26 protein-coding genes and 1 pseudogene are annotated in these 24,061 nt (G+C 63.0%); 20 read left to right on the plus strand and 7 right to left on the minus strand.

Annotated elements, in window-relative coordinates; translation table 11 throughout:
- Window positions 1-181, minus strand: a pseudogene (locus F1735_RS35595) (hypothetical protein); the annotation flags it as partial.
- Between F1735_RS35595 and F1735_RS05145 the strand changes: the two are divergent.
- The 9 genes from F1735_RS05145 (at window position 150) to F1735_RS05185 (ending at window position 7,775) form a co-directional block, all read left to right on the plus strand.
- Window positions 150-1,250: a hypothetical protein gene (locus tag F1735_RS05145; RefSeq protein WP_167235929.1), complete on the plus strand. Its 1,101-nt coding sequence runs from the start codon at window positions 150-152 to the stop codon at window positions 1,248-1,250. The pseudogene F1735_RS35595 and the gene F1735_RS05145 overlap by 32 nt on opposite strands.
- Before the next feature lie 55 nt (window positions 1,251-1,305).
- A complete protein-coding gene (locus F1735_RS05150) occupies window positions 1,306-2,196 on the plus strand; it encodes a MipA/OmpV family protein (protein ID WP_167235930.1) in 891 nt (296 codons plus the stop codon).
- A 2-nt stretch (window positions 2,197-2,198) separates the two neighbouring features.
- Entirely contained in the window at window positions 2,199-2,891 is a 693-nt protein-coding gene (locus F1735_RS05155; protein WP_229505633.1) for a hypothetical protein, read from the plus strand.
- 390 nt (window positions 2,892-3,281) lie between these two features.
- A complete protein-coding gene (locus F1735_RS05160) occupies window positions 3,282-4,205 on the plus strand; it encodes a MipA/OmpV family protein (protein WP_167235931.1) in 924 nt (307 codons plus the stop codon).
- Between the two features lie 2 nt (window positions 4,206-4,207).
- Complete coding sequence (locus F1735_RS05165; RefSeq protein ID WP_229505634.1) at window positions 4,208-4,909, plus strand: hypothetical protein; 702 nt, start codon at window positions 4,208-4,210, stop codon at window positions 4,907-4,909.
- Between the two features lie 498 nt (window positions 4,910-5,407).
- The gene (locus F1735_RS05170) at window positions 5,408-6,658 is read left to right on the plus strand and encodes a hypothetical protein (protein WP_167235928.1); all 1,251 of its coding nucleotides are present in this window, start codon (window positions 5,408-5,410) and stop codon (window positions 6,656-6,658) included.
- 103 nt (window positions 6,659-6,761) lie between these two features.
- Window positions 6,762-6,938: a hypothetical protein gene (locus F1735_RS35600; protein ID WP_222852947.1), complete on the plus strand. Its 177-nt coding sequence runs from the start codon at window positions 6,762-6,764 to the stop codon at window positions 6,936-6,938.
- A gap of 278 nt (window positions 6,939-7,216) precedes the next feature.
- Window positions 7,217-7,504 carry a hypothetical protein gene (locus F1735_RS05180; protein ID WP_167235932.1) on the plus strand — a complete coding sequence of 96 codons (288 nt, stop codon included), beginning with the start codon at window positions 7,217-7,219 and terminating at the stop codon, window positions 7,502-7,504.
- A gap of 22 nt (window positions 7,505-7,526) precedes the next feature.
- Window positions 7,527-7,775: a hypothetical protein gene (locus tag F1735_RS05185; protein WP_167235933.1), complete on the plus strand. Its 249-nt coding sequence runs from the start codon at window positions 7,527-7,529 to the stop codon at window positions 7,773-7,775.
- A 25-nt stretch (window positions 7,776-7,800) separates the two neighbouring features.
- On the opposite strand, the gene F1735_RS05190 is transcribed toward F1735_RS05185, so the two are convergent.
- From F1735_RS05190 to xseA, 5 genes are all read right to left on the minus strand, one after another.
- Entirely contained in the window at window positions 7,801-8,490 is a 690-nt protein-coding gene (locus F1735_RS05190) for a response regulator (protein WP_167235934.1), read from the minus strand.
- 101 nt (window positions 8,491-8,591) lie between these two features.
- The gene (locus F1735_RS05195) at window positions 8,592-9,101 is read right to left on the minus strand and encodes a hypothetical protein (RefSeq protein WP_167235935.1); all 510 of its coding nucleotides are present in this window, start codon (window positions 9,099-9,101) and stop codon (window positions 8,592-8,594) included.
- 324 nt (window positions 9,102-9,425) lie between these two features.
- Entirely contained in the window at window positions 9,426-9,974 is a 549-nt protein-coding gene (locus F1735_RS05200) for a DUF4303 domain-containing protein (RefSeq protein ID WP_167235936.1), read from the minus strand.
- A gap of 91 nt (window positions 9,975-10,065) precedes the next feature.
- A complete protein-coding gene (sodB, locus tag F1735_RS05205) occupies window positions 10,066-10,644 on the minus strand; it encodes a superoxide dismutase [Fe] (protein ID WP_167235937.1) in 579 nt (192 codons plus the stop codon).
- 114 nt (window positions 10,645-10,758) lie between these two features.
- Window positions 10,759-12,156, minus strand: coding sequence for an exodeoxyribonuclease VII large subunit (xseA, locus tag F1735_RS05210; RefSeq protein WP_167235938.1), 1,398 nt, complete (start codon window positions 12,154-12,156; stop codon window positions 10,759-10,761).
- A gap of 462 nt (window positions 12,157-12,618) precedes the next feature.
- Between xseA and F1735_RS05215 the strand changes: the two genes are divergently transcribed.
- From F1735_RS05215 to F1735_RS05265, 11 genes are all read left to right on the plus strand, one after another.
- A complete protein-coding gene (locus F1735_RS05215) occupies window positions 12,619-12,900 on the plus strand; it encodes a hypothetical protein (RefSeq protein WP_167235939.1) in 282 nt (93 codons plus the stop codon).
- A 263-nt stretch (window positions 12,901-13,163) separates the two neighbouring features.
- A complete protein-coding gene (locus F1735_RS05220) occupies window positions 13,164-13,769 on the plus strand; it encodes a MotA/TolQ/ExbB proton channel family protein (RefSeq protein WP_167236010.1) in 606 nt (201 codons plus the stop codon).
- Window positions 13,769-14,212, plus strand: a complete 444-nt coding sequence (locus tag F1735_RS05225; protein ID WP_167236011.1) for an ExbD/TolR family protein — start codon at window positions 13,769-13,771, stop codon at window positions 14,210-14,212. Before F1735_RS05220 ends, F1735_RS05225 begins: the two co-directional genes overlap by 1 nt.
- Before the next feature lie 50 nt (window positions 14,213-14,262).
- On the plus strand, window positions 14,263-15,303 hold the full coding sequence (gene lpxK, locus F1735_RS05230; protein ID WP_167235940.1) for a tetraacyldisaccharide 4'-kinase: 1,041 nt from the start codon (window positions 14,263-14,265) through the stop codon (window positions 15,301-15,303).
- Window positions 15,284-15,454: a Trm112 family protein gene (locus tag F1735_RS05235; RefSeq protein ID WP_167235941.1), complete on the plus strand. Its 171-nt coding sequence runs from the start codon at window positions 15,284-15,286 to the stop codon at window positions 15,452-15,454. Before lpxK ends, F1735_RS05235 begins: the two co-directional genes overlap by 20 nt.
- A gap of 2 nt (window positions 15,455-15,456) precedes the next feature.
- Window positions 15,457-16,209, plus strand: coding sequence for a 3-deoxy-manno-octulosonate cytidylyltransferase (gene kdsB / locus F1735_RS05240; RefSeq protein WP_167235942.1), 753 nt, complete (start codon window positions 15,457-15,459; stop codon window positions 16,207-16,209).
- A 186-nt stretch (window positions 16,210-16,395) separates the two neighbouring features.
- The gene (adk, locus tag F1735_RS05245; RefSeq protein ID WP_167235943.1) at window positions 16,396-17,052 is read left to right on the plus strand and encodes an adenylate kinase; all 657 of its coding nucleotides are present in this window, start codon (window positions 16,396-16,398) and stop codon (window positions 17,050-17,052) included.
- Between the two features lie 341 nt (window positions 17,053-17,393).
- Window positions 17,394-19,538: a sodium-translocating pyrophosphatase gene (locus F1735_RS05250; protein WP_167235944.1), complete on the plus strand. Its 2,145-nt coding sequence runs from the start codon at window positions 17,394-17,396 to the stop codon at window positions 19,536-19,538.
- A 117-nt stretch (window positions 19,539-19,655) separates the two neighbouring features.
- Window positions 19,656-21,002: a hypothetical protein gene (locus tag F1735_RS05255; protein ID WP_167235945.1), complete on the plus strand. Its 1,347-nt coding sequence runs from the start codon at window positions 19,656-19,658 to the stop codon at window positions 21,000-21,002.
- Between the two features lie 235 nt (window positions 21,003-21,237).
- A complete protein-coding gene (locus F1735_RS05260) occupies window positions 21,238-21,987 on the plus strand; it encodes a hypothetical protein (protein WP_167235946.1) in 750 nt (249 codons plus the stop codon).
- Between the two features lie 32 nt (window positions 21,988-22,019).
- The gene (locus F1735_RS05265; protein ID WP_229505635.1) at window positions 22,020-22,748 is read left to right on the plus strand and encodes a PEP-CTERM sorting domain-containing protein; all 729 of its coding nucleotides are present in this window, start codon (window positions 22,020-22,022) and stop codon (window positions 22,746-22,748) included.
- Between the two features lie 7 nt (window positions 22,749-22,755).
- Here the strand turns inward: F1735_RS05265 and F1735_RS05270 are convergent, their stop codons facing one another.
- On the minus strand, window positions 22,756-24,054 hold the full coding sequence (locus tag F1735_RS05270) for an acetyl-CoA hydrolase/transferase family protein (RefSeq protein ID WP_167235947.1): 1,299 nt from the start codon (window positions 24,052-24,054) through the stop codon (window positions 22,756-22,758).
- Between the last annotated feature and the right edge of the window lie 7 nt (window positions 24,055-24,061).

Raw genomic sequence — 24,061 nt, forward strand, 5'->3', positions numbered from 1 at the left:
CACCGCCTCCGCCAACGCCACCGCCATCGCCAACGCCAACGCTATCCTTTACTCGTTGACTTAGACTTATATCGACAGCTACACCGACACCTACACCGACACCAACGCCGACGCCGACGCCGACGCCGACGCCAACGCCGACGCCGCTGGTGGAACCGATCGTCGGGATCGAGCCGTTCATCAAGCGCGCCCAGACGGCCACCTGCGCCAATATGAGCAACGCGATCTACTTGATCGACAAGAAAGATGTGTTGACGGTCCAGTCGGGTGACTGCCCGGACAATGGCACGCGTATTGAACTGACCAGCCTGGCGTCCGGCGCGAAAATCTGCAGCAGTACGTCGACGATCGCCGGCCTCAAAACCGAATGCGCGAACCCGGCCATGGTGGACGATTTCAAGTTCATGGCCAACAGCGCCGGTAGTTGGGGCTTTGTCGACAATATCGGCCGTGGTCATGTCGCTCAAGAAGTTAAATTCCTTCCGGCAAATGGACTGAGCGTGGATTTCAAGACCATCGCCAGCGACCGCTTCTCTGGCGTCGCCACCGCGCGCAACGTGGTGGTGCGCGACCAGGCCGCGCTGGAGGCCCTGTGGGCCGAGCACAGCGCAACCCGCAGTCCGGCCCCGGCCGTTCCCAAGGTCGACTTCAGGACCGAGATGGTGATCGCCTTGTTCGGTGGCAATGACTCAGCCTGCGCCAGCTTCGGCGTGCGCCGCGCCGCCGCCGTCGACGAGCACCTGGTGATCTATTACGAGCGCAAGGATCCCGATCCGGCCATGATGTGCATCGCCGTGGTGGCCAACCCGATGCAGATGATCGTGGTGCCGCGCGTCAACGCCGTGGTCGACTTCGTCAAGATCACGACCCTGGAAGTGCCGTTCACCGAAGTCTACCGGACCGACTATGCCAACACCCAGGGGCTGCAAAACTACGTGATCAAGGATGCCGGCACCATGTCCACCATCTGGCGCAAGGTCACCACCGGTGAAGCGCCGCCGCTGGTCGATTTCACCAAGGACATGGTCGTGGCCGTGTTTGGCGTAGGCGGTTACAGCGGTTGTTTCTCCAGCAAGATCGAGAGCGTCTACCGCGAAGGCGGCAAGCTGCACGTGAGCAGCGTGAACTATTCGCCGGGGCCGACCTTCGCGGCGGCCTGTACCGCGGCGTTCACCAACCCGGTCCACCTGGTCAAGATCCCGCGCTCGGATGAACCGGTGGTGTTTTCCAGCCAGTCGCGCTACCTCTAGGCCGTTTCCGCTCCCCGGCGGCGCGCACCAGCGTGCCGCCGGGCCGGACCCATGTATGAAAATCCTGTTGACCTTCCTGCTCGGCGCGGCTTGCGCCCCCGTCCATGCGCGCACCCCGGCCGTCAATCCCATGCCGGACGGCAGCCGCGACATGTACATCGGGATCGGCTTCGTGTCGGCCCCGGCATACGACGGCGCGCGCCGCCCGCGCCGCATGGCGGTGCCGGTGCTGCAGGGCGAATGGAGCAATGGCGTCTTCCTTTCCGGTATGAATGCCGGAATCCACCTGTCGGATCAGCCCTCGCTCGAATTCGGGCCGCTGCTGGCGGTCCAGGCGCGGCGCAGCGAATCGGGCAACGGGGGCGCGCTCGGCGGCGCGTCGCTCAATTCCATGATCGTGAACACCTCCTCGCTGGCGCCGGAGGGGGAGCCGACCCCGGACCAGCCCGGCAAGAACACGCGCCACCCCGGCCCCAACCGCCTGTCCGGCATGGATGTGGTCGACGCGCGCCTGCAGCTGGGCGGCTTCGTGAATGTCTATCTCAGTCCCGATGTGCGCCTGACGAACAATGTCCTGCTCGGCGCCGGCAAGGGTTCCAACGGCGTCGTCTGGAACCTGGGCATCCAGCGCGTGATGGTGCAATCGTCGCCGCATCACCGGGTGGCGCTGGCGGCCGGCGTGAGCGTGGTCAACCGCAGCTACAACAGCAGTTTTTTCGGCGTCACGCCGGACGAGTCGCTCCGTAGCGGCAACCGCGCATATGCGCCCGGCGCCGGCATCAACGGCGCCAGCGCCGGGGTGCGCTGGCACTGGTCGCTGACGCCGTCCTGGCTGCTGATTAACAACCTGCAAGCAACCCGCGTGCTGGGCGACGCGCGCAAGAGCCCGCTGGTGGAACGTCCCAACGGTTTTGTCGTGTCCACCGCCCTCGCTTACCGGTTCTGATCATGAACGCGCCACGCCATCTCGCCCTGTTGCTCGCACTGCTGTCCGCGGCCGGCAGCGCCAGCACGCGCGCCGCCGCGGCGGAATGGCTCAGTTACCGGGATGCCTACCGCACCATGATCGTGTTCGAGAAATATGGCCGGCCGAAAAATTATCTGCAGAACCAGATCCAGCTGGTGCCGGCGCGCAAGCGTGCGCTGCCCGAGGATATCGAGCTGAGCTTGCAGCTCAAGGACAGCACCGTACACCTGCCGCTCGACGCCATCGGGCGCGCGGTGTTTCCGGTGCTCAAGGTCGCGTTCGACGAGAACGCGCCGCTGCTGATCGACGGCGGGGCCGGGCCGGTCAGTTTTCGCGCGCGCATCTCGATCATGTCGCGCGCCGACGGCGTGTACGACAGCGCCGAACTGCGCGCCGCCTGCGCCCAGGCGCTCGACTACCAGCGCTACACCGGTGCCAGCGCACACGCCAGCGCCTGCGTCGGGGTGCGCTTCGTGTACCCGCTCGACGGGCCGGCGCCGCAGTTGCGCGTGCGCGGCAACGGGCAGGCGGCGCTGTTGCCGGTAGCGCTGGGGGCCGCCTTTCCCGGCGACGAGCATGGCGCCTACCGCGTCGTCAACTACCGCTTCGCCGACGCCGCCGGCCAGGTGCTCGCGGCCAGCCCGCCGCTGGCGATCGCGCCGCTGATCGAATAGCGGGCCGTACGGCGCGGCCGAACGGCGGGGCCGAACGGCGGGGCCGAACGGCGTGGCCGAACGGCGTGGCCGAACGGCGGGGCCGAACGGTGGGGCGATGTCGAATACATATTTACGACAATTGCCAGACATGTCGAGGCGGAAAGGCAAACCGTTAGCATCTAAGCTATGCGCATCGGGTTTTCCGTTCGCCCTCGATGCTCCGGTGTCGTGGGCTTTTTTTATTCGTAGTACCAGCATGATGGCGATGCAGCGGGCCGCGCGACGGCGCCCGCCATCGGCGCATCGTGGGGCGCCGCAACGCGCGCGGCCGTGACGAAAACTCAGCAATTTCGGCGATGTTGGCGGCAGGCCGTAAAATGGCGGCTGATCATCTTTTCGGCGATATTCATGAGAACCCTTTTTGCCCTTGCCCTGGCTGGCGCAGTTCCTGCCGCCTGGGCCCAGACTCCCGCAAGCAATCCGATGCCGGATGGCAGCAGCGACATGTATGTCGGGCTCGGCGCCGTCTCGGCCCCGCGCTATCAGGGGTCGGGCGAGCAGCGGGTCATTGCCTTGCCGCTTGTGCAAATTGAGTGGAGCAACGGGATTTTTATCTCGGGCATGAGTGCGGGCTTGCATCTGTCGTCCAACCCGGTGCTCGAGTATGGTCCGATGGTGGCCGTGCTGGCGCGCCGCGGCAGCGGGGGCAGCCACGATGTGCTGGGTGCGCCGTACGCCAGCCTCGACCTGACCGGTACCCAGAACAAGCCGGCCACCCCGGCCGGCGGCACGCCCAGCCATCCAAGCGTGGCACCGCCCCCGCTCGAGGAAAAGGCGGCGCCGACCTGGCAACGTGGCGGCAACCGCCTGGCCGGCACCGAAACCATCGGTGCGCGCCTCCAGGCTGGCGTGTTTGTTAACTACTATCTGACTCCGTCCTTGCGCTTAACCAATAACTTGCTGGCAGGCTCAGGGCGCGACCGCCATGGCGCCAGCTGGACCGTGGGTTTGCAGCATGTGACGCGCGCGCTCGCGCCGCACAACAGCGTGTCGCTGGCGGCGGACTTGACCTTGGTCAATCGCAGCTACAATGAAAGTTATTTCGGGGTAAGCTTGGGCGACACCATGTACAGCGGCAACATGCCGTACGCGCCTGGCGGCGGGGTGCGCGACGTGGCCGTCAGCGCGCGCTGGAACCTGGCGTTGTCGCCGGGCTGGATGGTCAGCAGCGCGGTGCGCGCGGCGCGCCTGCAGGGTGATGCACGGCGCAGCCCGCTGGTCGAGCGCGCCAACAATATCACTGTGTCCACCGGACTTGCTTACCGATTCTGATCATGCCATTTTTCCGCAACGTTTCCGCCATGCTTGCCTTGCTGTTGACTGCAGGCAGCACGACGGCCAATGAAGCAGCCGGGGAGTGGCTCAGCTATCGCGACGCTTACCGCGCGATGGTGGTGTTCGAAAAATACGGCAGGCCCAAGAATTTTTTGCAGAACCACCTACAGGTGATGTTGAAAGAGAAGGGCGTGCTGGGCGCCGGCCTGCAACTGAGCTTGCTCAGCAAGGCCAGCAGCCTGAGCCTGCCGCTGGACCCGACCGGGCGCGCCGTCTTTCCCCTGCTCAAAGCAGCCTACGACGATAACGCCGCCCTGACCCTGACCAGCAACGTGAGCCAGTACGTGTTCCGCGCGCGCGTCTCGATCGTGGTGCGCTCGGACGGCGTGTACGAAACGAGCGACCTGCGCGCCGCCTGCGAGCAAGCATTGATTTACCTGCGCCACGTCGATTCCTCGGCGCGCACGCGGCGCTGCGCCGGCGTGCGCCTGAGCTATCAGCGCAAGGGCGCCGATCCGGTGGTCAAGCTGCGCAACGGCAGCGGCGACGTGGCCCTGCTGACGGTGGCCGATGGCGCCACCTTTGGCGACGACAACAACGAGGGCTTCCGGGTCGTCAATTACCGTTTCGGCGAGCATGCCGACAAAGGCCAGCTGGTGACCCACAGCGCGCCGCTGGCGATCGCGCCGCTGCTCGAATAAGCCGGCGCGGCTTGCCCGCGCCAGCTTGCCCGCGCCGGCTTGCCCGCGCCGGCTTGCCCGCGCCGGCTTGCCCGCGCCGGCGGCGCCGCCAGTCCAGGCGCCGCTGCCGCCGGTGGAGTCTCCGCTGTCGAAGCCGGGCGAGCTCATCATCCTGCCAGGCACGCCCCAGATCGTGAAAACGTACCCCAAGGACCCCACGCCCAATGCCGTGGTGGGGGTATCACGGTGGCGCCGTTCGTGCAGCGCGCACGCGAAAGCGCGTGAGGTCACTATGCGAACCGTCTGTTTGTCGCCAACAAAAAATACGTGTTCTCGGCGCCCCCGCGAATGCACGTGGCACGGCGCGCCGCTCTCCGCATTTTTCGATGAGTTCGCTTCGTGCCGGCATGGACGGCTGCCGGGGAAGCGTTTACTATTCGCCCATAAAACATTTCTATTCAATTAATATTTCCATGTGCTGGCAGTCCGCTCGCCCGCCCGAATTCTTGAAAGATATCCATGATCCGACTTGAGTGCCTGCGCCTGGATCTTCCCACGGCGGGCTTGCTGCTGCTGGCCGCCTGTGGTGGCGGCAGCGATTCCACGCCGACCTCCGTGCCGACGCCAACGCCAATGCCAACGCCAATGCCAACGCCAACGCCCCCTGAGAGTACGGGCGTCAACATGGCCCCGTTCGTGCAGCGTGCGCGGGAAATGGAGTGCGTTCAGTATTTTAACCGTCTGGTCGTGTTCGATCGGAAGTATGTGCTCTCGGCCGTGAGGGGAATCTGCCGCATGCCAGACAATCCCTTGAATCTGGGCCGATACACGCTGTATGGCGCTACGCCCGATGTCGTCGTGTGCTCGGGTACGGACGCGCGCTTCACCCACACCTGCACCGATCCTGCGATGCTGCCCTTGTTCCAAAGGATGACCTTTGCGCAAAAGTCCGCGCCTGATTCTTTGGATGGCATCAGCGTGCAGGAATTCCTGTTCCTGCCCAGGGACGGTAGCCTCATGCCCCTCAGTCCGCTGGCCAAGGAGAACGTCTCAGGCGTGCAGGCGCCCCGTCAGATGGTGATCCGCGACGCCGCCACGCTTGCCGCAGTATGGGCCGAGCATAACGCCGGCAAGGCCAGTCCCGCTCCGTTGCCAAAAGTAGTTTTCAAGAATGAAATGGTGATTGCCCTGTTCGGTGGCGCCGGTGGTGTCTGCCGCAAGGTCGGCCTGCGCTCGGTGCGGGTCAGCGGCGACAAACTGTTGGCCGCGTATCAACAAGGCGACGCTGCTACGCCCGGCGCAGCCTGCACCGGCGCGCCTGCGTCGCCGATGGAAATGGTGGTGATCGACCGTAGCGATGCCGCGGTCGTGTTCGAATCCGTCCAGCCTGACGAGGTCGCGTTCCTCTCTTTCGAGCGGAGGGCGCCTTTGCAGAAAGAGCCTCGCCAGGTGCTGGTCAAGGATGCCGCGTCCCTGGCCGCGCTGTTGAAGGATACATTCTCATGGGCGGCGTATCCGACCGTGGACTTCAGCAAGCAGATGGTGGTGGCGTCCTTTCTCGGCCAACCGGAGAATGGCGGGTTCAGCATCGATATTGGCAGTATCGAGCGCATTGGCGGCAAGCTGCGCGTGACCACGGTGGTGAGCACCCTGGGGCGCAACAGCGAGAATTTTCCGGCCATGGAATCGGCTTTGCCGGTGGCGATCGCGGTGTTTGACAAGTCCGACGCCCCGGTCGAATTCGTGACGCAGATATCGTATTCCCGCTGATCCGCGCATTGCGCCTCGGCGCTGGCCGTACGCAATGCCGGACCGGCTGTGTTTACGCACGAGCTTGCGAGCTCGCGCGTGTTCGTCTTCTTGAGAGGTTTCCATGTCCACACCGAAGCGCTTGCACCTGATTCTTCCCATGGCCGGTTTGCTGATGCTGGCCGCATGTGGCGGCGGCGATTCCGCGCCGCCAACGCCAACGCCAACGCCAACGCCTCCCGACATCACCGGCATCAACATGACCCCGTTCATTGAGCGCGCGGGACAATGCGTGCGCTGACTATCACAACCGTTTGTTCGTGATCGACGGAAAGTATGTGTTGTCGGACACGTACGGTTCCTGCTTTGGCAGGAACCGCCGGCACGCCTTGTATGGCGCCACGCCCTCCGCCTTGTTCTGTTCGGACGAGCGTGGTGCCGTGCGCATCGAATCGGACTGCGCCGATCCTGCCGGGTTTCCACTATTTAATTGCTTGTATGGCCCCCCCCAACGGCGCTGTTCGATCCCCTGGGCACGAGGATGAAGGACGTTTTTTCCTGCCCAAGGAAGGCAGTCGCATGGCACTGAGCCTGCTGGCCAATGACACAGCAACGGGCATCGAGGCGCCGCGCCAGATGATGATCCGCGATGCCGCCACGCTGGCCACGGTGTGGGCCGAGCATCACGCCGGCAGGGTCAACGTGGCTCCGGCGCCAAAAGTCTTTTTCGACCACGAGATGGTGATTGCCCTGTTCGGCGGCGCTGGCGGCGCCTGTCACAAGGTCGGCCTGCGCTCGCTGCAGCGAAGCGCGCCAGCTGGTCATCAAGGATGCCCAGTCGCTGGCCGCACTGTGGAAGGAATATAATCCGCCGGGGCCGCTACCGGGCGTGGACTTCAGCAAGCAGATGGTGGTGGCCGCCTTCCTCGGCAGTCGCGGCGATGGTTCCTTCAGTATCGGGATCGGCAGTATCGAGCGCATCGGGGGCAGCTTGCGCGTGACGACCGAGGAGCGCACACTGGGACGCCACAGCCAGCTGATTCCGTCCGCTTTCGGGCCGCGCCCGCTGGTGATGGTGGTGCTGGAGAAGTCCGACGAACCGGTCGAATTCGTGTCGCAGATCATGTTCTATCGCTGACCCGCGCGTTGCGCGCCGCGTCCCGTCAAGCCCAGGCCGATGGCGAAAACAGGTAGCCTTCGCCCCACACGGTCTTGATCTTTTCGGAATCGACATCGTCGAACTTGCGGCGCAGCTTGGAGATGCAGTTGTCGATGCTGCGGTCGAGTCCATCGAACTCGATGCCGCGCATCTTTTTCAGCAGGGCGTCGCGCGAGAGCACGCGCCCGGCCGATTCGGCCAGCACCAGCAAGAGCTTGTATTCGGTATTGCTGAGAAGGCAATGTTCGCCGCGCCAGGTCACCACGCGGTCGCTGGCGATGATCGACAGGGCGCCGAATTCGAGCGCCGCCGGGTCGGCGTTGCCAGCCTTGCCCTGGGCGCGCCGCAGCAGGGCGCGCAGGCGCGCCAGCAGCACGCGCGGCTGGACCGGCTTGTTGACGAAATCGTCCGCGCCCTGTTCCAGCACCGACACTTCATCGTAGGAATCTTCACGCGCGGTGAGGATCAGGATCGGGGTTTCGCTCAGTTCGCGGATCTGGCGGCACACCACCATGCCGTCCAGGCCGGGCAGCATCAGGTCGAGAATGACCACATCCGGGGAGAGCGCCTTGAAACGTTCGAGCGCGGCATCGCCGCGCATGACCAGGTCGACCGTAAATTCGTACCCGGCCAGGTACTCCATGACCAATTGCGCCAGGCGCGCATCGTCCTCCACCAGCATGACTCGAAACATGAATTTTCTCCTAGCCGCCCATTGTATAAGAGCTACTACGAAAAAAGGCAGTTGCAGACCGGCGGGGACAATTTGCTACACTTTGATGACACTTTGTCAAATTACTGCTGGGGAACGCAAGTTTCCAGCACTTTTTCGATCCGCTCGTTCAGGATTGTCCGTGCGGCCGGGGTTTCAAGCACTTTGTTGGTCACCAGCTTTTCGCCGGCCGAGCTGGTGCGGAACTGTTCGAAGTCCACCATTTCATCTTCGGTAAAGCGCGGCAGCGCTTCCGGCAGCGGCTCGCCGGCGGCGGCGAACACGCCCAGATAACCGTGCTTGGCGAATTTCCTGCCGACCGACTTGGCCAGGAAGGACTGGGTGCGCAACAATTCCTTGCTGTCGAGATTGGAGGCCAGCAATTGTTTGAATACCTCGTCCAGACTGGCCGGATCGAGTCCCTGCGCGCATTTCAACTGTTCCGGCGTGACTTTGCCCTGTTTCGCGCCAGCCTTGAGCGACATTTGCAAGCCGATCATGGCTGGTCTCGAGAAGACGGCGGCGGTAGTCGCATTGACCGCCTGGGCCTGCACCGCGCCGCTCAGGAACAAGGCGGCGGGGAAGGCCAGCATGGCCATCGAACGGCCCGACAATGCAGGAAAACCCGGGCTTGAACGACGCGTCCGCGACAAGCAGGCTATGTGGGGGGTAGTCATGTCACCGTCCATTCTTCTCAAGTCACTTTCCTGTCAAAAGCGCGGGTGCGCCAAGGTTTTCGGAAGGGCTGAATCAGCCGTGTTGCCAAACATTATGACTGATCTGCGGACATTTGTGTGCATGAAAAGCAACACTAGTAAACCGTACATATATTCGTTTCTTTAAGAGAAACGCCTGAGATGATGCGGTGAAATTCGATAATCGACTGACAAAAGCCTTGCCATCTGTCCTAAATGCAATCAGTCATTAAATTCCGCGCGGACACTATTTAATCGGACTGTTGCTTCTTGGAGAGATTCATCATGGTCCATCACCGCGGTGGTGAATCCGGGGTCCATGTTGGTGCGTTCAAAGACGCCGGACCGTTCGATCCGCACCAAAACGCGGCATGCGCAGCGCATTAACTGTTCGACATAAGCGTGTGCTTCCTCGATCTCGGTCTCGTCGGCGAAAGTATAGGCTTCGATGGCGTCGCGATATGCGCCCCAGCCCGCTTCCCAATGCGGCTGGTCCTGGTTGAAATCCTGGTATTTCCAGTCGCCGAAATTGGTTTTCAGTGCGGCCAGGTCGGCTGCGCTGTACTGGAAGCGCTCGATATATTCTTTTGCCGTCTCGGCAAATGCCGCCTCGCTGTTAAAACACAGCAGGAACATCCCCGAGTCGGCCATGCAGTCGATGCCGAAGCCATAGAAACTCTCGTCAGGGTGCTCGTCGCTAAACTGGCGGATCGACACCAGCGACAGGGCGAACAGCTGTTCTTCGATCGGCGTTAAGTCCGGTGCTTTCATGATTGATCCTTGTTCCTTGTAGTGATGCAGGTGGCCGGCCCACAAAAAAATACAGCCCGCATGGGCGGGCTGTTATTTATGCGTCGGTCATTCAGGCCGCGTTTTGCGCGACGAAGTCCCAGTTGACCAGGCCCCAGAAGGTTTCGACATACTTGGCGCGGGCGTTGCGGTAGTCGATGTAGTAAGCGTGCTCCCAGACGTCGCAGGTCAGCAGCGGCTTGTCGCCGGTGGTCAGCGGGCAGCCGGCGTTCGAGGTGTTGACGATGTCAACGCCGCCGTCGGCTTTTTGCACCAGCCAGGTCCAGCCGGAACCGAAGTTGCCGACGCACGACTTGGTGAATTCTTCCTTGAATTTGTCGAACGAACCCCACTTGGCGTTGATCGCGTCGGCCACTTTGCCGCTTGGCGCGCCGCCACCGTTCGGCTTCATGCCGTTCCAGTAGAAGGTGTGGTTCCACACCTGGGCTGCGTTGTTGAACACGCCGCCGGAGGATGTCTTGATGATCTCTTCGAGCGACAGGTTTTCGAACTCGGTACCCTTGATCAGGTTGTTCAGGTTGGTCACATAGGTCTGGTGATGCTTGCCATAGTGGTATTCCAGCGTTTCTTTCGAAATGTGGGGAGCCAGGGCGTCCATTTCATACGGCAGAGGCGGCAGTGTGTGTTCCATGTTGTGTCCTTTTTGTTTGGAAAAGCGTCGATGATACTGAACCGGTGCCTATTGTAATTCGGATGCGCCTTCGTTGCTTATTTGCTTCGCGCCGGCAAAAGGCCTTGCATCCGATTATTCAAGCTGGGCTTGCACGCTGGCCACACCGACCTCGGCGCTGCCCTCGGCCAGGCGCACCGTGAGCGGCTGGCCCGGCTTGATCTGCGCCGGCGAGCGCAGCACGGCGCCCTTGGCGTCGCGCACGATGGCGTAGCCGCGTTCGAGCGTGCGCTGCGGGTTGAGCAGTTCGAGCTGTGCCGCCAGCGCGCCGAGCGCATCGCGCTTCTGGCCCAGCTGGCTGGCCAGGGCGGTGCCGTAGCGGCGCTGCTGCGAGGCAATTTCGCTGCGCAAGCTGCGCACATCGGGCCGATGGCTGGCCCAGCGCGCGCGCAGTTGCGCCAGCACATAGCCCTGGCGCTGCAGCGGCGCGCGCAGCGCGTGCGTCATCGCGGTCGACAGCGCCACCAGCTCGAGGCGCTGGTGGCCGATGCGCGCCGACGGGCTGAGCAAGCGGCGTTGCCAGTTGTCCAGGCCCTGGTGCGCATCGTTCAGGGCATGGCGCATGGCGCGGCGCAGGTCGCCGGCATCGGCCGCCAGCGACGCGACCCAGTCCGCGCGCGGCGTGGCGGCCAGTTCGGCGGCGGCGGTCGGGGTGGCCGCGCGCAGGTCGGCGGCAAAGTCGGCGATGGTGAAATCGGTCTCGTGGCCGACCCCGGCGATGACCGGCATGCTGCAAGCGGCGATCGCGTGCGCGACCACTTCTTCGTTAAAACTCCACAGGTCTTCGATCGAGCCGCCGCCACGGCACACCAGCAGCACGTCGACCTCGGCCCGGCGCGAAGCCGTTTGAATCGCGCCGGCGATCTTCTCGGCTGCGCCCTGGCCCTGCACCGGCGCCGGGTAGAGCACGATGCGCACGTGCGGCGCGCGCCGCTTGAGCGCGGAGAGGATGTCGCGCAGCGCCGCCGCCTGCGGGCTGGTGACGATGCCGACGCTGCGCGTGAACAAGGGCAGGGGACGCTTGCGTTCCTGGTCGAACAGGCCTTGCGCGCCGAGTTTGTCTTTCAGGCGCAGGAAGGCTTCGTACAGCGCCCCCACGCCGGCGCGCCGGATCGCCTCCACATTGATCTGGTAGTCGCCGCGCGCGCCGTACAGGGTCACCAGCGCGCGCACCTCGACCTTGTCGCCTTCGCGCGGGATGAAGCCGGCGTACTGGGCGCGGCCGCGGAACATCACCGCGCGCACCTGGGCCGCGTCGTCCTTGAGCGTGAAATACCAGTGGCCGGAACTGGCCTTGGTGAAGTTGGACACTTCACCGCTGATCCAGGTCAGGGGAAAGGAGCGCTCGAGCAGGCGCGCCACCTGGGCGTTGAGCGCGCTGACGGTCAGCACGGGCGGCGCGCCAGGCGAGGCGCTAGGCGACGCGGCGGGTGCGGCAAAAAATGGCGGATCTTGGTCGAAATCGGTTTGCATGGGAAGAGTTCCGGAATAACTGTCCACAAAATTTTAAAGCGGTCATGCTTATGTCACATATCGCCCAAAACAACAAGAGTTTTTTCTAAGTCGATGATTCTAAAAGAAAAAGCCGCGCTGCCGGTTTTCAGTGCAATGCCCGAAAAGCCTGTTAAATCAAGCACTTTGACGATCCCGTCGGGAGTTGCTCACAAAGTTATCCACAGAAATTGTGTGGAAGTTTTTGCGTACTGACAGTGGAAGGCCTGCCTCAAACTTGCGCACCGGCTTGCTATCTCTTTGTAATCAAGCACTTGCGTGCTTGCAAACGACATTGCACACAATCTTGTCCACAGAAGCTGTGCAGAACTGCCGGGCTTCTCCACTGCGCGGCCCCCGCGCCACCCCTGCCTGCAATTTAAGCGCGAGCGCTTTACTTCATGAAATCAATGACTTGACACTGAGTCAAGCGGCTTGCTCACAATGTTGTCCACAAAAGGTGTGCAGAACGCGCGGACTTGTCCAGCGCGCCGTATCAAGGCGAAAACGGGCACCTGCAAGGCCATTTTGGGTGCCCGCAACCCTGTTTATCCCCACTTGCATCATAATTGTGCAAAGTCATTTTCTTCAATGAAAGCAAAGACTTGGGGCGCAATCGGCGGCTTTGCTCACAATCTTATCCACAAAAGGTGTGCAGAAGATGTTCGCGCCAGCCTGCCATATTTTTACGCTTACATCATTTTTCCTTTCGAATCAGGCACTTGACTGCCCACCCCCGGCATTGCTAACAATCTTATCCACAGTTTTTGTTCAAAACATCGCTGCAATTTTTAATTTTCCACATGCTTAGTTTTTACGCATTGCAAATTTTTCCTTTAAAATCAAGGGCATCGGCTTGCTTGGGCCTGCTTGCGCACAATCTTATCCACAGAAGGTGTGCAGAAGTGGACTTGCCGAGTGACGGGCAAACACGTTACATTGCCGGGGTTCGTTCTTATCAAGAATCACCATTCACTCAGGAGTTTGTTTTGCTGCCCATTCTTCAAGCTGCAGGTTGGCCAATCTGGCCGTTGCTGATCGCCTCTCTCGTCGCTTTAGCGTTGATCGTCGAGCGCATTATTTATCTGCGCCGCGCCAAAATCCTGCCACCGCAGTTGCTTGATGAAGTGGTGCGCGTCTATCACAACGGCAAAATCACCAAGGATGTGATCGACTCGCTGGAAAAGAATTCCCCGCTCGGCACCGTGCTCGCCGCCGCCCTGCGCAATGTCGACGCCCCGCGCGACGTCATGAAAGAATCGATCGAAGAAGCCGGCCGCGGCGTGGCCCACGTGCTGGAACGCTTCCTGACCACGATCGGCACCATCGCCTCGCTGGCCCCGCTGATGGGTCTGTTCGGCACGGTGGTCGGGATGATCGAGATTTTCGGCTCGACCAATGCGACCGGCGCCAACCCGGCCCAGCTGGCTCACGGTATTTCGGTGGCGCTGTACAACACCGCCTTCGGTATCGCCATCGCCATGCCGGCCCTGATTGCGTATCGCCATTTCCGCGCCCTGGTCGACAGCTTCATCATCGACATGGAATTGCAGGCAGTGAAGTTCGTCGATGTCGTACACGGTGCCCGCAAATGATGAACTTTCGCCGCGGCCAGAAACGTGAAGATCCAGAGATCAACCTGATCCCCTTCATCGATGTGCTGCTGGTGGTGCTGATTTTCCTGATGGTCACGACCACCTACAGCAAGTTTACCGAGTTGAAGATTACCTTGCCGACCGCCGACGCCGAAAAGGCCTTGGAAAAGCCGTTCGAACTGAACGTCACAGTCGATGCCAAGGGTAACTACACGATCAACAACCAGCCGGTGTCGTTTTCCAACGTCGCCAACCTGGCGTCCGACCTGAAAGCGGCCGCCGCGGCCGGCCAGGCCGCTGCCAGCGGCGAGAAGAGCCCGGTGGTGGTCATCAACGCCGACCAGTTCGCGATGCACCAGATGGTCATCAACGTGATGGAAGCGGCGCGCATGGCAGGCTACGACAAGCTGACGTTCGCCGCCCAGACCGGCGAGAAGAAGTAACACCAGCGCAGGCGAAGCGATTCGCCTGCCGCCTCCCTGTCTTCCACTTCGTGCCTTCCTCCTCTTCCTCCTCCCTCGAAACGACCCTCACCCGCGCCTGGCTGCGGCGCGGCCCGCTCGCTTGCGCGCTGTGGCCGCTCTCCTTGCTGTTTCGCGCCGTCAGCGGCCTGCGCGCGCTGCTGTTCCGGGCCGGCGTGCTCACCTCGACCCGGCTGCCGGTGCCGGTCATCGTTGTCGGCAATATCTTTATCGGCGGCACCGGCAAGACGCCGCTGACAATCTGGCTGGCCGAAGCCTTGCGCGCGGCCGGTTTCAATCCCGGCATCATCTCGCGCGGGCATGGCGGCAGCGACAGCGCCGCGCGCCAGGTCACGCCGGATTCAAGCGCGCGCGAGGTCGGCGACGAGCCGCTCCTGATCGCGCGCCGCACCGGCTGCCCGGTTGTCGTGGGGCGCGACCGCGGCGCCGCCGGGCGCGCCTTGCTGGCTGCCCATCCCCACGTCGATGTGATCCTCACCGACGACGGCTTGCAGCACTACGCCTTGCGGCGCGATATCGAAATCATGCTGTTCGACGGACGCGGCGCCGGCAACGGCTGGCTGCTGCCGGCCGGTCCCTTGCGCGAGGCGCCCTCGCGCCGGCGCGACTTCACTATCGTCAACGCGCCCGAATTGACGCCCGCCTTGCGCCAGGCGGTCGGCGGCATGCCGTTCCGCATGCGCCTTAGCGGCCAGTTCGCCCAACGCTTGATCGATCCCGGCGAGCGCGTGGCGCTGGCCAGCCTGCGCGGCCGGCGTATCGTCGCCGCCTGCGGCATCGGCAATCCGCAGCGCTTCTTTACCTTGCTGCGCGGCGCCGGCCTGGAGGTGCGTGAACTGGCGCTGCCGGACCATCACGATTTCCTGGACCAGCCTTTTGCGGCCGTCGATGCGGACATCATCCTGATCACCGAGAAGGATGCAGTAAAATGTGCGCAAATTGAAAATCTCAAACATGACCCGAGACTGTGGGTCGTACCGGTGACGGCGCAGTTAGACGCCGCGCTGGCCCAACAAATTGTGGAGAAATGTCGTGGATGCTCGACTGCTTGATATCCTGGTCTGCCCTGTATGCAAAGGCCCGCTCGAACTGGACAAAAAGGCCCAGGAACTGATCTGCCGCGGCGACCGCCTGGCGTTTCCGATCCGCGACGGCATTCCGATCATGTGGGCCGACCAGGCGCGCAAGATCGAAGCGGCCTAGGCATGGGCTTCATCGTCATCATCCCGGCGCGCATGGCCTCGACCCGGCTGCCGGACAAACCGCTGGCCGACCTGGGCGGCAAACCGATGGTGGTGCGCGTGGCCGAACGCGCGGCCGCCTCAGGCGCCGAACGGATCATCGTGGCCACCGACCATGAGGCCATCGCTAGCGCCTGCCGCGCGCATGGGGTGGAGGTGTGCATGACCCGCGCCGACCATCCGTCCGGCACCGACCGCATCGCCGAAGTGGCGCGCAGCCTGAACCTCGCGCCGGACGCGGTGGTGGTCAACCTGCAAGGCGACGAGCCGCTGATCGACCCGGCCTTGCTGGCCGCCAGCGCCGCCCTGGTCGGGCCCGACGTGCCGATGGCCACCTGCGCCCATCCGCTGCACGAGGCCGCCGACGCCTTCAATCCGAACGTGGTCAAGGTGGTGCTCGACAAGCTTGGCCGCGCCATGTATTTTTCGCGCGCCACCATTCCGTGGCACCGCGACGGCTTCGCGCAGTCGAAGGGCAATCTGCCGGCGGCCTATGTTGCGCTGCGTCATATCGGTCTGTATGCGTACACGAATGCCTTCCTGCAAACCTATCCAAGCCTGGAGCCGGCGCCGCTCGAAGCGGTCGAAGCACTCGAGCAGTTGCGCGTGCTGTGGCACGGTTTCCCCATCGCCGTGCATGTCACCAAGAGCGCACCGGCGGCCGGGGTCGACACCCCTGAAGATCTTGAACGGGTGCGCCTGCATTACCCGAGTTAGCTTTGCTACAGCGCAGCATCGGCTCGGTTCTCATCCGTAACCGACGCATAGCTTGCGCCAGATCAAGCAAAAAAATGGCGAATACGCCCTCGGATTGGCGTTTTCCGGCACTTTTGTGGTAAGTTTCGTACCAAGGTAGTCAAGTATGCATCGCCACCAATTTTAAAATCTGTTTTAGGAATGTTCATGCGTCTGATTCTGTTAGGAGCTCCTGGAGCCGGCAAAGGCACCCAAGCTAACTTCATCAAGGAAAAATACAATATCCCGCAAATCTCGACCGGCGACATGCTGCGTGCCGCGATCAAGGCCGGCACCGAGCTGGGCATTGCGGCTAAAAAAGTGATGGATGCGGGCGGTTTGGTGTCCGATGACATCATGATCGGCCTGGTCAAGAATCGCCTCAAGGAATCCGATTGCCAGAACGGTTACCTGTTCGACGGTTTCCCGCGCACCATCGCGCAGGCCGACGCCATGAAGGATGCCGGCATCGACGTCGATTACGTACTCGAAATTAACGTGCCCGACGAATTCATCGTCGAGCGCATGAGCGGGCGCCGTTCCCATCCGGGTTCGGGGCGCGTGTACCACATCACGAACAATCCGCCAAAAGTGGACAACGTGGACGATATCACCGGCGAAGCGCTGATCCAGCGCGACGACGACAAGGAAGAGATCGTCAAGCAGCGCCTGTCGGTCTACCATAACCAGACCGAAGTGCTGCTGGGTTACTACAACCAGTGGGCGCAATCGGGCTTGCCCGGCGCGCCGAAGTACCGCCGCATCTCCGGCATCGGCCCTGTGGAGCAAATCCGCGAGGCGGCCTTCGCGGCGCTGTCGGAATAAATGTAGCGAGAACACAAGAGCGGACTTCGGTCCGCTTTTTTGATGGCCGCGCCGTGTGCGTAAGCCGTTAAATTAAGCTCCGTCATTCCCGCCTGCGCGGGAATGACGGAGCTGGGTTTTTGCGGTGAACTCTTGTTGATTAATGCTGTCAGAGCCGTGCGGTAATCAAAGCATCACCAGTTTGTCTGCCTTGGCCGCGCTCCGCGGCCGGCGTTCCCGGATTTTTTGTATTCAAGGTTTTGCAGTACGCAGTGAGCTTGGCCCATCTCTTTCACACATGTGGTTGGAGCGGTCTTTCGAATGTGTTGTTGTGTTACTTGATAAAAAAGCGAGGGGACGATATGACAGCAAGATTTCTTGTCTTTGCAGTTGTGTGCGGCGTCATTGCCGTGATTTATGGATTGGTGACGCGCAGCTGGATCTTGCGCCAGGACCCGGGCAATGCCCGCATGCAGGCCATCGCCCAGGCCATCCAGGAAGGCGCCGCCGCCTACCTCGGGCGCCAGTACCGCACCATCGGCATGGTCGGCGTGGTGCTGCTCATCGCCATCGGCGTGCTGCTCGACCTGAATACCGCGATCGGTTTCCTGATCGGCGCGGTGCTCTCCGGCGCCTGCGGCTTCATCGGCATGAATGTGTCGGTGCGCGCCAATGTGCGCACCGCGCAGGCCGCCACAAAAGGCATGAACGAAGCGCTCGACGTCGCCTTCAAGGGCGGCGCCATCACCGGCATGCTGGTGGTCGGCCTGGGCCTGCTCGGCGTGACCCTGTTCTACTGGATGCTCACCGCCCAGGCCGCCGGCGGCAGCGCCACCCAGCATGACGTCATCAAGCCGCTCATCGGGCTGGCCTTCGGCGCCTCGCTCATTTCCATTTTCGCCCGCCTCGGCGGCGGCATCTTCACCAAGGGCGCCGACGTCGGCGCCGACCTGGTCGGCAAGGTCGAAGCCGGCATTCCCGAGGACGATCCGCGCAACCCGGCCGTGATCGCCGACAATGTGGGCGACAACGTCGGCGACTGCGCCGGCATGGCCGCCGACCTGTTCGAAACCTATGTCGTCACCCTGATCGCCACCATGCTGCTGGGCGCGCTGATGATGGCCACGCCGGGCGGCGAAGCGGTCATCTATCCGCTGTTGCTGGGGGCGGTGTCGATCATCGGATCGATCGTCGGCTGCTCGCTGGTCAAGGCCAGGCCGGGCAAGAAAATCATGTCGGCCCTGTACACGGGCCTGTGGTGGGCCGCCGGCCTGTCGCTGATCGGCTTCGCCGGCGTGACCTGGATGGTCTGGGGCGACGACACGATGCGCATGAAAATGATGGGCTGTGCGCTGGTCGGCATCGTCCTGACCGGCCTGATGGTCTACATCACCGAGTACTACACCGGCACCGACTTCAAACCGGTCAAGCACATCGCCGAGGCGTCCACCACCGGCCACGGCACCAACATCATCGCCGGCCTGGGCGTGTCGATGAAGTCGACCGCCTACCCGGTGCTGGCGGTGTGCGCCGCCATCCTTGCCTCGTACCAGATGGGGCAGTTGTACGGCATCGCGATTGCCGCCACCTCCATGCTGTCGATGGCCGGCATCGTGGTCGCGCTCGACGCCTACGGCCCGATTACCGATAACGCCGGCGGCATCGCCGAAATGTCGGGCATGCCCGAATCGGTGCGCGCCATTACCGATCCGCTGGACGCGGTCGGCAACACCACCAAGGCCGTCACCAAGGGCTACGCCATCGGTTCGGCCGGCCTTGCCGCGCTGGTGCTGTTCGCCGACTACACCCACGCCCTCGAATCGGTCGGCAAGCAGGTGTCGTTCGACCTGTCGAACCCGATGGTGATCGTCGGCCTGTTCATCGGCGGCCTGATTCCCTACCTGTTCGGCGCCATGGCGATGGAAGCGGTGGGGCGCGCCGCCGGCGCCGTGGTGGTCGAGGTGCGGCGCCAGTTCCGCGACATCAAGGGCATCATGGATGGCACCGGCAAGCCGGAATACGACAAGGCGGTCGACATGCTGACCGCCTCGGCGATCCGCGAAATGATCCTGCCGTCCTTGCTGCCGGTGGTGGTGCCGGTGGTGGTCGGCATGCTGCTCGGGCCGGCCGCGCTGGGCGGGCTGCTGATGGGCACCATCGTCACGGGCCTGTTCGTCGCCATTTCCATGACCACCGGCGGCGGCGCCTGGGACAACGCCAAGAAATACATCGAGGATGGCCACTTCGGCGGCAAAGGGTCGGAGGCGCACAAGGCCGCCGTCACCGGCGACACCGTGGGCGACCCGTACAAGGACACCGCCGGCCCGGCCGTCAATCCGCTGATCAAGATCATCAACATCGTCGCCCTGCTGCTGGTGCCCTTGCTGCCGGTGACCGGCTGGATCGCGGTGACCGTGCCGCCGGGCCATCCACCCGTCAATACGGTGGCGCCGGGTCCGGTGGCTCAGGCCATCCCGGCCACCCTGGCCGAGGCGCCCGCGCGCTGAGCGATTCGCATGTGTTCACATGTAATTTTGTTGTGACAAATGATTACTGGTTTCGAATTTGTAAACATCGTAATGTTCATTCTTTACTAATATTTCTAAAGTTGAAGGAAGGATGCGATGAACAATTTGACAACCCGTTTCATCCGCGGTGGCGCCTTAGCCAGCGGCTTGCTTTGCCTGGCCGGCATCACCGCCTGCGGCGGCGACGACGACACGGCGCCCGTGAAACCGCCTGACATGGTGGCGCAGGCGGCGGCGCTTATCGGCGCCCAGCCGACGACGCAATCGCTTGCGGCCGGCCAGAGCGCCACCTTTTCGGTGGCGGCCAGCGGCTCGGGCCCGCTGAAGTACCAATGGTGGCGCAACGGCGTCGAGATTGCGGGCGCCACCAACGCCAGTTACACCACGACGGCAGTGACCCTGGCCGACAGTGGCGATGTGTTCAGCGTCGCCGTGCGTAACGACGCCGGCGCCGTCACCAGCAATGCCGTGGCCCTGCAGGTCGAGGGCGTCGGCGCGCGCGTGCTGGCCGGCGGCGCCATCGTCCCGGGCCGCGCCCAGCTTGATGGGGTGGGCAAGCAGGCTTACTTCCTCGCCGCCGGCGCGATCGCCAACGACGGCGCCGGCAACCTGTTGCTGGTCGATACACAGAACAAGTCGGTGCGCAAGATCAGCCCTGCGGGCGTGGTCAGCACCCCCATCGCCGGACCGAAGACCACCCCGGCGCTGCAGTTCCCGCGTGATATCGCCGCCGGCCTCAACGGCGTGACCTACGTTACCGACGGCATCAACGAGTCGCCTTCCATTTACGCCTTCAAGATTGCGGCCGACAATGTGATCAGTGTACTCCCCACCGGCGCCACGCTCGGCGACCCGGCCCTCGCCAGCGGCGTGATCGTGCCGCCGGTCGTTACCGCGATTGCGGCCGATGGCGCCGGCACTGTGTACGTGGCCAGCGAAGTGGCGCGTCCCGGCGAGCCGGAGTGCAGCTCCTGTTTCAAGCGCGCCATCGTGCGCAGGTTCGCCAAGGATGGATCGGTGAGCATCGTGCTGGAAAGCCTGGGCTCGTCCGTGATGGGCGGCGTGACCGACATGGCCGTGGACAAGAACGGCAACCTGTTTGTGGTCAACGACAAAGGCATCCAGAAGGTCGACGCGTCCGGCGTCAAGACCACCCTGGTGGGGACCGACCAGGCCTTCATCAAAGCCATCGCGCTCGACGCCGGCGGCAAGCTGTACTTCGCCACCGAGCCGTTCAGCGGCCGCCAGAGTCCGTGGCCTGCCAACGCCATCGGCAAGATCGCCCCGGACGGCAAGGTGACGGTGGCGGCCGATCCGAACGGCAGCGACGCCCGTTTCAAGAGCGCCGCCTGGATCACCCAGCCGGCCGGGCTGGCGACGGACGCCGCCGGCGCGCTGTACGTGAGCGGCAACGGCCGCGTCCTCAAGCTGGTCTTGCCATAAAGCGGGCAAGGCCGCCGTCCGGTCGCCCGACTGGACGGCTACGCTGTCATGGCAATGCGAAGCTGGCGTTTTTGCGCCACGCTTGCAAAAAATCATCGCCGCCATGATGGTTATTTTGCAAGCTCAACGTACTATTTCCGTTCGTCGTCCTTGACGCGCACGTACTCCTTTCCGCCGGGACGACGCATCCCGGCCGATGCCTGGCCGCTTTCCACAGTGACCACAAGGATGAACGATGAACTCGACGACACCGCTGCTCCTTATTGCAGCGCTCGCTCTGAGCGCCGCTTCCGCCCCTGCGCAAACGCCTGTGCGCATCGATACCGCTGCCTTTTCCATGGTGAACCAGTGGGGCGATGCGCCCGACACGCTGCTGTCGGACACCAACGGCGTCACCCGCATCGGCCTCAATACCGCGAGCGCCAGCCTGAGCGCCGACACCGCGCGCTACCTGGATGGCAATTTCTATGGCGGCCTGTTCGAAGTGACCGTGAACGCCGGCTACCGGGTCACCGGATTTTCGTTCTCCGGCACCTTTGAAGGTGTGCTCTACGTGCCGCCCAAGCCGGACGGCACGCCCGGCGACGGCTTCGCCTACAATTCCGGCTACATCGAATTGAGCGCCGGTTCGCGTCCGTACGGGATTTTTTATGGCGAGCATGCCCAGCGCGTCGACATGCTCGACGGCGCCATCCCGCTCACGATGGCGAGCGGAGAATTATCCCTGGCCACCGATTTCAATTTGTCGCTGCAAGGCATGGTCCTGGTGTCGGCCTACCCGACCACCACGCCAGACCATCCGGCCGGCATCGATTCCTTTGCCAGCCTGCGCGTGCGCGATCCTGTTTTTACCATCTACACCTCGGCCGTGCCGGAGCCGGACCGTGTGGCGATGCTGCTGGCCGGGCTCGGTGTCGTGGGATCGGTCGCGATGCGTAAAAAGATAGATTATTTGCAATATTGTCAGTATGATCTACCTTGTTAATACATCAACGTAGCACTCACTGAAAGAAGCTGATGAATTTTTACCTCCCCCATGCCGCATTGTTCGCACTCGCGCTTGCCAGCGCTCCCGTCCATGCAGAAGGGCCGACCACGCTCGAAGCGTCCCATTTTTCGATCGACAGCAGATGGGCCTACAATACCGATGTCATCGCGTCGGACGCCAACGGCGTTACCCGGATCAGCATGACCGATGCCGCGGACATGGCCAAGACCTCCACCACCTTGGGCGAGAACGGCAACGGCTACAACGGCATGTATACCATCACCTTGCGTCCCGGCTACCGGATGACGGGGTTTTCGGTGTCCGGCACCATGTTCGGCGGGCTCGGCGAAATCACCACGCCGGGTGGCCTGCCCGGCGAAGGCACTACCAAGAACGCGATGAAGCTGCAGTTTGAGGCCTACAGGCCGGAGGGCGGCACGGTCAGCGCCATGCACGCCGATTACAGCATGGTTGACGGCAAGCTGCCGTTTGTGCTGGCAAGTGAGCCGCTGTCGGTGACGGGCACGATCAACTTGTCGACGTGGACTATGGTGAACGTGAATTCCTATCCCTACTACCTGCCCGGCCATCCGGATGGCCCTCCGGGCAGGGAAGTGTACCCCCTGGCGACCATGCAAGTACTCAAGCCGACCCTGACCATCTACACCTCGGCCGTGCCGGAGCCGGAAACCTATGGCATGCTGCTGGCCGGCATGGCGGTGATCGGCCTGGCGCGCCGTCGCCGCCGCGCCGCGTAAGGCCTGCCTACAGCACGCACATCCGGTTCGCTTCCGCGCGCAGCGACGCGCGGAAGTCCGGATGGGCGATCGCAATGAGCGCGTGCGCGCGCTGCTTGGCCGACTTGCCGCGCAACTGCGCCACGCCATACTCGGTCACCACATAATTGATGTCGTTCTTGCTGGTGGTGGCGTGCGTGCCGGGCGTGAGCGTGGAGACGATGCGCGAAATCGTGTTGTCCCTGGCCGTCGAGGGCAGCACGATGAACGACTTGCCGCCGCGCGAACGGTTCCCGGCGCGCACGAAGTCGACCTGGCCGCCGGTGCCGGAATAGGGCAGGTGGGCGATGCTCTCCGAGCCGCACTGGCCCAGCAGGTCGATCTGCAAGGTCGCATTGATGGTCATCAGATTGTCGTTTTGCGCTGCCAGGTACGGGTCGTTGGTGAAGTTCGACGGATGCATCTCGATCATCGGATTGTGATGCAAGAATTTGTACAGCTTCTGCGAGCCGAGCGCGAAGGTCGCCACCATTTTGCCCGGCATGAACGTCTTCTTGCGGTTGGTGACCGCGCCCGCTTCGATCAGGGTCAGGATGCCGTCGCCGATCATTTCGGTGTGGATGCCCAGGTCGTGCTTGGAGGTCAGCTGCATCACCACCGCGTCCGGAATGCCGCCGTAGCCGATCTGCAGGGTCGCGCCGTCGTCGATCATGTCGGCCACGTACTTGCCGATCGCTTCCTGCACTGCGCCGATCTTCGGCAAACCCACTTCCAGGATCGGATCAATGCTTTCGACCAGCGCCGTCACCTGCGACACATGCACGTGGCACTGGCCGTGCGCGAACGGCACGTTGGGATTGACTTCGAGGACGATCGCGCGCGCCTTGGCGATGGCCGCCATTGTGTAGTCGACCGCCAGGCTCAGTGAAAAGAAGCCATGTTCATTCATCGGCGAGGCCATGGCGAAGACCACGTCGGCCGGCGTGAGGCCCTGCTCGAACAGGCCGGGCAGCTCGGAAAAGTAATTCGGGATGAAGTCGCACCAGCCGCCCTGGCCGGACGCGCGCGAGGCGCCGCCGAAAAACAGCGAGGCGTGGCGCACGTGATGCGCCGTATCCTGGTCGAAGTAGCCGAATGTGCGCATGGCCAGGATCTGCGCCACTTTTACGTCGGAAAATTGCTGGCGCTGGCTCGACAAGGCGGTCAGCAGGGCGGGCGGTTCGCCCACGCCGGTCGGCACGACGATCATGTCGCCGTCGCGCACGAGGCGCAGGGCATCAAGGGGCGTGGTGAGCTTTTGCTGGTAAAGCTGGTGCGGGGTTTGCATGCTTGTC

The organism is Massilia genomosp. 1, from assembly GCF_011682185.1.
Taxonomy (GTDB): Bacteria; Pseudomonadota; Gammaproteobacteria; order Burkholderiales; family Burkholderiaceae_D; genus Telluria_A; species Telluria_A rubra.

Bases quoted from the DNA above. Each gene is read 5' to 3' on its own strand.
- F1735_RS05150 (WP_167235930.1), top strand. From the start codon at position 1,306: ATGAAAATCCTGTTGACCTTCCTGCTCGGCGCGGCTTGCGCCCCCGTC.
- F1735_RS05155 (WP_229505633.1), top strand. From the start codon at position 2,199: ATGAACGCGCCACGCCATCTCGCCCTGTTGCTCGCACTGCTGTCCGCG.
- F1735_RS05160 (WP_167235931.1), top strand. From the start codon at position 3,282: ATGAGAACCCTTTTTGCCCTTGCCCTGGCTGGCGCAGTTCCTGCCGCC.
- F1735_RS05165 (WP_229505634.1), top strand. From the start codon at position 4,208: ATGCCATTTTTCCGCAACGTTTCCGCCATGCTTGCCTTGCTGTTGACT.
- F1735_RS05170 (WP_167235928.1), top strand. From the start codon at position 5,408: ATGATCCGACTTGAGTGCCTGCGCCTGGATCTTCCCACGGCGGGCTTG.
- F1735_RS35600 (WP_222852947.1), top strand. From the start codon at position 6,762: ATGTCCACACCGAAGCGCTTGCACCTGATTCTTCCCATGGCCGGTTTG.
- F1735_RS05180 (WP_167235932.1), top strand. From the start codon at position 7,217: ATGGCACTGAGCCTGCTGGCCAATGACACAGCAACGGGCATCGAGGCG.
- F1735_RS05190 (WP_167235934.1), bottom strand. From the start codon at position 8,490: ATGTTTCGAGTCATGCTGGTGGAGGACGATGCGCGCCTGGCGCAATTG.
- F1735_RS05195 (WP_167235935.1), bottom strand. From the start codon at position 9,101: ATGCTGGCCTTCCCCGCCGCCTTGTTCCTGAGCGGCGCGGTGCAGGCC.
- F1735_RS05200 (WP_167235936.1), bottom strand. From the start codon at position 9,974: ATGAAAGCACCGGACTTAACGCCGATCGAAGAACAGCTGTTCGCCCTG.
- sodB (WP_167235937.1), bottom strand. From the start codon at position 10,644: ATGGAACACACACTGCCGCCTCTGCCGTATGAAATGGACGCCCTGGCT.
- xseA (WP_167235938.1), bottom strand. From the start codon at position 12,156: ATGCAAACCGATTTCGACCAAGATCCGCCATTTTTTGCCGCACCCGCC.
- F1735_RS05215 (WP_167235939.1), top strand. From the start codon at position 12,619: ATGTTGTCCACAAAAGGTGTGCAGAACGCGCGGACTTGTCCAGCGCGC.
- F1735_RS05225 (WP_167236011.1), top strand. From the start codon at position 13,769: ATGAACTTTCGCCGCGGCCAGAAACGTGAAGATCCAGAGATCAACCTG.
- kdsB (WP_167235942.1), top strand. From the start codon at position 15,457: ATGGGCTTCATCGTCATCATCCCGGCGCGCATGGCCTCGACCCGGCTG.
- adk (WP_167235943.1), top strand. From the start codon at position 16,396: ATGCGTCTGATTCTGTTAGGAGCTCCTGGAGCCGGCAAAGGCACCCAA.
- F1735_RS05250 (WP_167235944.1), top strand. From the start codon at position 17,394: ATGACAGCAAGATTTCTTGTCTTTGCAGTTGTGTGCGGCGTCATTGCC.
- F1735_RS05255 (WP_167235945.1), top strand. From the start codon at position 19,656: ATGAACAATTTGACAACCCGTTTCATCCGCGGTGGCGCCTTAGCCAGC.
- F1735_RS05260 (WP_167235946.1), top strand. From the start codon at position 21,238: ATGAACTCGACGACACCGCTGCTCCTTATTGCAGCGCTCGCTCTGAGC.
- F1735_RS05265 (WP_229505635.1), top strand. From the start codon at position 22,020: ATGAATTTTTACCTCCCCCATGCCGCATTGTTCGCACTCGCGCTTGCC.
- F1735_RS05270 (WP_167235947.1), bottom strand. From the start codon at position 24,054: ATGCAAACCCCGCACCAGCTTTACCAGCAAAAGCTCACCACGCCCCTT.